Raw genomic sequence first — 9,714 nt, forward strand, 5'->3', positions numbered from 1 at the left:
AAAACCACAAAGATGACAAAACACTTATTTTATCTGTTATTTATATTCGGAATGTCAATAACAAACGCGCAACAAAAAGAAATTACAGGAATAGTTTCAGACGAAACTAATCAAGGTTTACCAGGGGTTTCTATAACACTAAAAGGAACAACCCATGGTACACAAACTGATTTTGACGGTAAATACACCATCAATGCATCTGAAAAAGATGTACTTGTTTTTAGTTATTTAGGTTATAAAAAAGTTGCAAAAAAGGTTGGTAAATCTGCTACTATTAATGTGAAAATGATTGCAGATAATCAAACTCTAGATGAAATTGTTGTAGTTGGGTATGGTGTGAAAATTAGAGGGTATTCAACATCAGCAGTGTTAAGTCCACAAAAGAGATACAATCCTTTACATCAAAAGATATCTAATTCATTAAAAGGACAGGTTGCTGGTGTAAAAATAACAAATAGCAATACTAATATAGCTAAAGAAAGTAATGTATTACAAAATAAAAATCAGCCTCTATATATTGTAGATGGTGTGCCCATTCAGAATAGTTATGTAGGTTTGGTAAAGAATATTGATAAATCTGAACTAGAGAAAGTAAATGTCTATAAAGCATCAAAAGCAAAAAAACTATTTGGTTATTCAGCATCAAATGGATGTATTGTAATCACCACCAAAAAAGGCAATTACAGAATAGAAAATGACGAATCGTATGCGAAAATTCATGAAAATAAATTTAAAAGAGCCACACTAGCACCTTTGTCTACTTTTTCTATTGATGTAGATAAAGCTTCTTACAGCAATATTAGAAGAATGATTAATAATGGAGAAAAAATACCTTTTGATGCTGTAAAAATAGAAGAAATGGTAAATTATTTTGATTATAATTATGCACAACCAACAGATAAGCATCCTTTTGCAATAGCTACAGAAGTTGTAAAAACACCTTGGAATAAAAACACAAAATTAGTTAGAATTGGTTTACAAGGTAAAGAGTATCTACAAGAAAATTTACCAGCCTCTAACTTAACTTTTTTAATAGACGTTTCTGGTTCTATGGGAAGTGTTAATAAATTACCTCTTTTAAAATCTGCTTTTAAATTATTGGTAAATCAATTAAGAAAGCAAGATAAAGTTGCTATTGTAGTATATGCTGGTGCAGCAGGTGTAGTTTTAAAACCTACTTCTGGTAAATACAAAGAAAAAATTATGGCAGCTTTAGATAATTTAGAATCTGGAGGTTCTACAGCTGGAGGTAGAGGTATAGAGTTGGCGTATAAATTAGCAGAAAAAAACTTTAAAAAGAAAGGTAATAATAGAGTTATTTTAGCAACAGATGGCGATTTTAATGTGGGTAGAACAGGCAAGCATCAACTAGAAAAATTAATAGAAGAAAAAAGAAAAACAGGTGTGTATTTATCTGTATTAGGTTTTGGGTATGGCAATTATAAAGATGATAAATTAGAGATTTTAGCAAATAAAGGAAATGGAAATCACGCCTATGTAGATACTATGCAAGAAGCTCAAAAAGTATTTGGACAAGAATTTGGCGGAACTTTATTTACTATTGCAAAAGACGTAAAAATTCAAGTGGAATTCAACCCCAATAAAGTACAAGCCTACAGGTTAATTGGTTATGAAAATAGATTGTTAAATGACGAAGATTTTATAGATGATACCAAAGATGCTGGAGAATTAGGCGCAGGGCATAAGGTTACTGCTTTGTTCGAAGTAATTCCTGTGGGAGTAAAAAGTGATTTTTTAAAGGAAATATCTGATTTGAAATACACAAAAAATACGACTAATAATTCAAAGGAGTTGTTTACGGTAAAATTCCGTTATAAAAAACCATCAGAAAACAATAGTATAGAAATTGTTCATGTACAAAATGATGAAGTTGTAGAAAGTTCTACAGATATGAATTTTGCAGCTTCAGTAGCTTTGTTTGGCATGCAATTAAAGAAATCTAACTATTATAACAATACTACTTTAGAAGATGTTATACAATTAGCACAAAAAGGAAGAGGAGAAGATAAAGAAGGCTATAGAGCCGAATTTATAAGATTGGTAAAAAGTGTTTCTGATAATTTATTTTAAACACCATGTAAAATAAAAGGGGAGCATGCTCCCCTTTTATTTATGATTCGTTACTTTCCATAGAATGATATACGTTTTGTACATCATCATCTTCTTCTAGTTTTTCTAACAGTTTGTCAACATCTGCTTGTTGTTCTTCTGTTAACTTTGTGGTAGTTGTAGGTATTCTTTCAAAACCAGAAGATAAAATTTCGATATTATTTTCTTCAAAATAAGATTGTAAAGCTCCAAATTGTTCAAATGGCGCATAAATAATCACTCCTTCTTCATCATCAAAAATCTCTTCCACTTCAAAATCTATCAACTCAAGTTCTATTTCTTCCATATCCATTGTAATATCTTCCTTTTTAACAGTAAAATTACAAGTATGATCAAACATAAAAACTACAGAACCAGAGGTTCCTAAATTACCATCGCATTTATTAAATGCGGCTCTTACATTGGCAACAGTTCTGTTATTATTATCTGTGGCAGTCTCTATTAAAACGGCAATTCCATGAGGCGCATATCCTTCAAATAAAACCTCTTTATAATCTGCTGTATCTTTATCAGAAGCTTTTTTTATAGCGCGTTCTACATTATCTTTAGGCATGTTTGCAGCCTTTGCATTTTGTATAACAGCACGTAAGCGAGAGTTAGTATCTGGGTTTGGGCCACCTTCTTTAACAGCCATTACAATGTCTTTACCAAGTCTGGTAAATGTTTTCGCCATTGCCGACCAACGTTTCATTTTTCTAGCTTTCCTGAACTCAAATGCTCTTCCCATTTCTATAAATCGTTTTAATTAAAATGCTTACAAATGTAAATATTTAGGTGGTTTTTCACAATTTTTGATGGTTCTTTATTTTAAAAGCTGATAAGACTGTTTGGCTATTTCAATTTCTTCGTTGGTGGGAATTACTAAAATTTTTACTTTGGAATTTTGTGTTTGTATTTCCCTTATTTCTTTTGATCGAACTTTGTTTTTTTCTTCATCTAATTCAATCCCTAAAAAATCTAATTCTTTACAAGCCAATCTTCTCATTTCTGCCGAATTTTCTCCAATTCCTGCTGTAAAAATAATAGCATCTAAACCGTTTAAAATGGCTGAGTAACTACCTATATATTTACGAATCCTGTAACCTGCTAAATCTAATCCGTTTTGGCATTCTTTGTTACCTGCTGCTGCATTTTCTGTAATTTCTCTTAAATCAGAAAAACCAGTTAAACCTAGCATACCCGATTGTTTTTGGAGTAAATTGTTAACTTCTTCTAAAGATTTGCCTAATTTTTTCATCAGAAAGAAAATAACAGATTGGTCTATATCTCCACAACGTGTTCCCATAATTAAACCATTCATAGGGCCAAGACCTAATGAATTTTCGATGCTTTTACCATCTTTTATGGCAGACACGCTACAACCATTTCCTAAATGGATACTAATAATGTTTGAAGATTTTTTGTTTAAAAAATCGATTGCTTTTTCAGAAACATATTTGTGGCTTGTGCCATGAAAACCATAGGCTCTAATATGATGTTTTTCTAAATAGGTGTTTGGGATGGCATATTGATACGCCTCTTTTGGCATTGTTTGATGAAAGGAAGTATCGAAAATAGCAATTTGCTTCGCTTTTGTAAAAATAGTTTCAGCAATTTCTATGCCTGTTAAGTTTGCAGGATTGTGTAAGGGTGCTAAATCAAAAAGATCTTTAATATTGTTTTTTACATCTTCTGTTACTATTACTGTTTTGCCAAATTTATTACCACCATGAACCACTCTGTGTCCAACAGCTTCAATTTCTTCAACATTATTAATAACCCCTAATTTTTCATCTAATAAAGCATCAGCAATTTTTTGCAAACCAATTTTGTGATTTAAAATGGGTAGTGTTTCATGGTATTCCTCTCCATCTTTATCGTGATTAAAAATGGCATCATCCATACCAATTCTTTCTACCAAACCAACACATTTTACATGTTTAGCGGGCATTTCAATCACTTGATATTTTAAAGAAGAAGAACCTGCGTTTAATACTAAAATATTCATGTTTATTGTTGATTTGCTTGAATTGCCGTTAATAAAACTGTGTTAAAAATATCGTCTACAGTACAGCCTCTACTTAAATCGTTTACAGGTTTGTTTAAACCTTGCAACATGGGGCCAATAGCCAAAGCACCAGTTTCTCTTTGTATGGCTTTGTAGGTATTGTTACCAGTGTTTAAATCTGGAAAAATTAATACAGATGCTTGACCAGCAACCTTAGAATTTGGCATTTTTGTTTTGGCAACAGACATGTCTACAGCAGCATCATATTGTATAGGCCCTTCAATTTTTAATTCTGGTTTTTTAGCTTTTGCCAATTCTGTTGCTTTTCTAACTTTTTCTACTTCTTCACCTTTACCAGAACTTCCAGAAGAGTATGAAAGCATAGCAACCTTGGCTTCTATACCAAAAGCTTCTGCAGACAATGCAGATGAAATGGCAATTTCTGAAAGTTGTTCTGCATTTGGATTTGGGTTTACCGCACAATCTCCCATCACAGAAACTCTATCAGACAAACACATAAAAAATACAGAAGATACTACAGATACACCTGGTTTTGTTTTTATTAATTGTAATGCTGGTTTTATAGTATGCATAGTGGTGTGTACTGCACCAGAAACCATACCATCTGCCAGACCATTTAAAATCATTAAAGTACCATAATAAGAAACATCTCTGGTTAAATCCATAGCAGTTGTTTCTGTCATTCCTTTGTGTTTTCTGGCATCAAAAAGCGTGTTTGCAAAATCTGTATTATGTATAGAATCTTCTGGATTTAAAACATTTATTTTGTCTAAATCTATCTGAATTCCTATTTGATCACATTTTAATTGGATGGTTCTTTTATCGCCCAATAAAGTTAAGTCTACAATATCTAATAATTGTAAACGAGCTGCTGCTCTAATAATTCTTTCATCATCACCTTCTGGCAACACAATATGTTTTTTATGGGCTCTAGCTTTTTGTAACAAATTATACTGAAACATGCTAGGTGTTAATCTATCTGAATGATAAGAGGTTAAAATATTGGTTAAACCTTCTGCATTTACATATTTATCAAAAGTATCTAAAGAGAGTAATATTTTTTTATTGTGAGTTGCGTAAATTTTAGATTTTACAGCTCCAATTTTATTAGTAAGATTAAAAGTACCTCCATCTACAGCTATAATCGGTACTGTAGACTGTACACCTTCTATTAATTTAATGATAGATTCTTCTGGCACTAAAGATCCTGTTAAAATAATACCTGCAATTTTCGGGTAGTTTTTAGAAGCATTTGCTTGTAAAGCCCCTAAAATAATATCGGCTCTATCCCCAGGTGTTATTACTAATGCATTTTCTTTTATTCGGGTTAAATAGTTTCTAAGTTGCATAGCACCAGTGCTATAGCTGCCAATTGCGTTTTCTAAAAATTGATTGCCAAAAAGCACCCTACCATGTAATGCTTGTGCTACTTCTTTTACTGTTGGATATGCTAAAAAATCAACTTTAGGAATAATATCTATCTGTAGTTTCTCAGGAAAACTATCTATTAATTCTTTTCGGATATAATCAACTTCATCTTCTTCTATTTTATTGGCAATAATACCAATAACATCTACTTCTTTATTAATAAAAGAATTGTAGGAGAGTTGCATGGTGTTGATAAAATCTTTCTTTTTCTTTCCATTTCCAGAGCCAACTATCAATGCAGGAATGCCTAAATTTTTGGCAATCATTAAATTTACGTCTAATTCTGTAAAGCCACCTTCACCAGAAAAATCGGTACCTTCTACCAAAACATAATCATATTTTGCTTCTAATTTTTTATATTTTTTGATGACATTGTGAATAACATCATCCTCTTTTCCTTCGCTTAACAATTCTACAACTTCACTTTGCGTATAAGCAAAACAGTCATTGTAATCTATATCTAAATTAAAAAAATTGATGGCAGTGTTTGTGTGTTCGTCGTAACTATGTTCATTAAATTCGTTAATAATAGGTCTAAAATAACCTACTTTGGCAGATTTAATTAACATCATTCTTAAAATTCCTAAAGAAATTAAAGATTTACCACTGTCAGATTCAACAGTAGCAATATAAATGGCTTTACTCATGTTTTATAGTATTATGATACAAAAATAGGGCATAAAAAAATGACTAATTGTGATATTAGTCATTTATTATTTATTTTGATTTAATTCCCATTTATTCTAAATGCATAAATATCATTTTTTCACCTCTACTAATTCTCTCTTTAGCTATTCTATGATTCTTTTCGAAATCCTCTAAATTGGTGAACTTACAAATTCCATAAGAATATTGATATTTAATAATTTCAAAATCAAAATCTGTCAATTCTTTTTCATTTGAATTGCAAGTAGAAAAGACACTTTCGCATGGAACTTTTGATGTATTATGAAATTGACCTAAAGTTTTGTAAAAGTTTACAAGTAAAAAATTGGCATTAACCTCTCTATTAACATTTTTATATTTATTTAGGTTAAGTTCTAATTTTGCATCATAAATTCTAGATCGATTCCATTTAATGTAATAATTAACATATTCATTATTATTTATGTCATCAGAATATCTTTTAGAATTATTTTCATCTAATTGATAAATAATATAATTTGATGCATTAATGTTATTTACAAACTTAATATCTAAGGAATCTATGTTCTGAGATAAGTTATTAGCTGCATCTTCTATTTTGTTTCTATAAAATTGATTCAAAGAAGGCGCAAAATAAATTTTTAGTGGTTCTTTCCATAATTTCATGTACTGATTTTTATTACCAGATACTTGATATTTTTGATATACAATATCTTTATAAACCTCTAAAAATAAAGAATCTTTAGGTTCATACTCTACGGATTTTGCATTTAAATATCTCTTATCATTGTCTTCTACTAACGTGTCTTTTTTATAAATATGAAAAAAGTGAGTTGATAAATCTAATTTTTTATTTGGATATTTTTTTCTAAAGTCTTCAATTTTAATAAGTCTCTTTTTTCTTTCAACTTGAGAAAATGTATAAATAGAGGATAATAAGAGTATAAATAAAATGTTTTTCTTTTTCATAGCTGTTATTTTATCTAAACCTGTAAAACTCCCATGTTAAATTTTTTCTCAATAGGAGCATGGTTTGCAGCTTCAATTCCCATAGAAATCCAAGTTCTTGTTTCTAATGGATTGATTACTGCATCTGTCCAAATTCTTGCAGCTGCATAATAAGGAGAAATTTGCTTATCGTATTTAGATTTTATTTTATCAAATAATTCAGCTTCTTTTTTTGGTGTAATTTTTTCGCCTTTCTTTTTTAGAGATGCTGTTTCTATCTGTAACAAAACTTTAGCAGCAGAATTCCCACTCATAACTGCCAACTCAGCACTTGGCCATGCAACAATTAATCTTGGGTCATAGGCTTTACCACACATAGCATAATTACCTGCGCCATAAGAATTACCAATTACAATGGTAAATTTCGGCACTACAGAATTGCTCACTGCATTTACCATTTTTGCACCATCTTTTATAATTCCACCATGTTCTGATTTGCTACCTACCATAAAACCAGTAACATCTTGTAAGAATACTAAAGGTATTTTTTTCTGATTACAGTTGGCTATAAAGCGTGTTGCTTTATCTGCAGAATCATTATAGATTACACCACCAAATTGCATTTCTGTAGGTTTTGTTTTAGAAGCTGTTGTTTTTACCAATTTACGTTGGTTGGCAACAATACCCACTGCCCAACCATCAATTCTGGCATAACCCGTTAAAATGGTTTTTCCATAACCTTCTTTGTATTGTTCAAATTCTGAATTATCTACTAAACGACTAATGATTTCTAACATATCATATTGTGCGTTTCTTTCTCTTGGTAAAATTCCAAAAATATCGTCTTCGTTTTCTTTTGGTGGATAAGATTCCGTTTTACTAAAACCAGCTTTGTCATGATCGCCAATTTTATCAACTATAAATTTTATTTTATCAAGTGCATCTTTGTCGTCTTTTGCCTTGTAGTCTGTTACTCCAGAAATTTCGCAATGTGTAGTTGCACCACCTAATGTTTCATTATCTATAGATTCTCCTATGGCTGCTTTTACCAAGTAACTTCCTGCAAGAAAAATACTTGCTGTTTTGTCAACAATCATTGCTTCATCACTCATAATTGGTAAGTAAGCGCCACCAGCAACACAACTGCCCATTACTGCAGAGATTTGAGTAATTCCCATAGAACTCATCACAGCATTGTTTCTAAAAATTCGTCCAAAATGTTCTTTATCTGGAAAAATTTCGTCTTGCATTGGTAAATAAACCCCAGCAGAGTCTACCAAATAAATAATTGGTAATTTATTTTCTATGGATATTTCTTGAGCGCGTAAATTCTTTTTTCCAGTAATAGGAAACCACGCTCCAGCTTTTACAGTGGCATCATTAGCCACAACAATAAATTGTTTTCCTTTAATGTAACCGATTTTAACAACAACGCCCCCCGAAGGACAGCCTCCATGTTCTGCATACATATCTTCACCAGCAAATGCACCTATTTCTATAGATTTAGCATTTGAATCTAATAAATAATCAATACGTTCTCTTGCGGTTAGTTTTCCTTTTTCATGATGTTTGTCAATTCTTTTTTGACCACCACCTAATTTTACTTTTGCAAATTTTTTTCTTAAATCTGAAGCAAGTAATTTGTTATAATCTTCGTTTTTATTGAAGTTTAAATCCATAGGAAATTATATCTAAGTTTTTGCTAAATTAAGAAATTATGTTGTGAAACCCTTGTTGAGTTTTTTTATAATTCCATAAATGTTTCTTAAAATTTGAAACGAAATTGCTTATTATTTTCTTAATAAAGAAAAATTTCCTTTTTTATTTATGGTTTGCTTTGTGTTATCAGCAGGAATTAGTGTAATGTTGTACCAATAATCGTCTGAAGTTAATAGTTTACCATTGTAAGTACCATTCCAACCTTGCGAGTCTATAGGTACTTGCGCAACTAACTTACCATATCTGTTAAAAATATTGATACTACTATTTGGATAAAATGTTTTATTAGCGCCTTTTACAGCCCAAGTATCATTTCTGCCATCGCCATTTGGTGTAAAAAACTTTGGAAATTGAATGACAGAAACTTGTAAAGTAGCATCTGGTACACAACCATTTTTATCGTTTACAATAATGGTGTAAATACCACCTTCTAAGTTTTCAAACAAAGGTTCATCTTGAAATGGAGTCGTGGTGCTTTCATCATCGTTTCTTAATGCAAATTGATAATCACCAGGACCTAAATCGTTATTTATAGTATCTATAGAGATGGATAAATTGGCATCACTACCGATAATATTTCCCTCATCTACAATGGTTACAAAGCTAGAAAGCAATGTTGCAGGATTCGATTCATTCACCACAATAGTTTCAACTCTAGTACAATTGGTGCCATTGGTGGTAGTTGCAGTAACAGTGTAGTTGCCACCCTCTGTAACATCTGCTGTTTCTGCAAAACTAATTATAGTTCCTGCTGCATTTTTCCATTCGTAGGTATATACCTCTGCAGGATTTTCTACTCCAATGGTTAAAGGCGTATCATTCAAACAAATAATTTG

7 protein-coding genes are annotated in these 9,714 nt (G+C 31.2%); 1 reads left to right on the forward strand and 6 read right to left on the reverse strand.

Features of this window, described 5'->3' with window-relative positions:
* The first annotated feature begins 12 nt into the window (after positions 1-12).
* Complete coding sequence (locus tag ACTG3S_RS13190; RefSeq protein ID WP_439129812.1) at positions 13-2,091, forward strand: YfbK domain-containing protein; 2,079 nt, start codon at positions 13-15, stop codon at positions 2,089-2,091.
* A 40-nt stretch (positions 2,092-2,131) separates the two neighbouring features.
* Here the strand turns inward: ACTG3S_RS13190 and ACTG3S_RS13195 are convergent, their stop codons facing one another.
* The 6 genes from ACTG3S_RS13195 to ACTG3S_RS13220 form a co-directional block, all read right to left on the reverse strand.
* Positions 2,132-2,857 (reverse strand): YebC/PmpR family DNA-binding transcriptional regulator, encoded by a 726-nt coding sequence (locus tag ACTG3S_RS13195; protein WP_439129806.1) that lies wholly within the window; start codon positions 2,855-2,857, stop codon positions 2,132-2,134.
* A gap of 75 nt (positions 2,858-2,932) precedes the next feature.
* Entirely contained in the window at positions 2,933-4,117 is a 1,185-nt protein-coding gene (locus ACTG3S_RS13200; protein ID WP_439129807.1) for an acetate/propionate family kinase, read from the reverse strand.
* Positions 4,118-4,119: 2 nt separating this feature from the next.
* Entirely contained in the window at positions 4,120-6,213 is a 2,094-nt protein-coding gene (gene pta / locus ACTG3S_RS13205) for a phosphate acetyltransferase (protein WP_439129808.1), read from the reverse strand.
* 91 nt (positions 6,214-6,304) lie between these two features.
* On the reverse strand, positions 6,305-7,180 hold the full coding sequence (locus ACTG3S_RS13210; protein ID WP_439129809.1) for a hypothetical protein: 876 nt from the start codon (positions 7,178-7,180) through the stop codon (positions 6,305-6,307).
* Positions 7,181-7,194: 14 nt separating this feature from the next.
* Positions 7,195-8,838 carry an acyl-CoA carboxylase subunit beta gene (locus ACTG3S_RS13215; RefSeq protein WP_439129810.1) on the reverse strand — a complete coding sequence of 548 codons (1,644 nt, stop codon included), beginning with the start codon at positions 8,836-8,838 and terminating at the stop codon, positions 7,195-7,197.
* Positions 8,839-8,949: 111 nt separating this feature from the next.
* Positions 8,950-9,714 (reverse strand): T9SS type B sorting domain-containing protein (locus tag ACTG3S_RS13220; protein ID WP_439129811.1); only part of this gene is annotated, 765 nt, incomplete at its 5' end.

Origin of the sequence: Polaribacter sp. (assembly GCF_965656025.1) — a bacterium.
Lineage (GTDB): Bacteria > Bacteroidota > Bacteroidia > Flavobacteriales > Flavobacteriaceae > Polaribacter.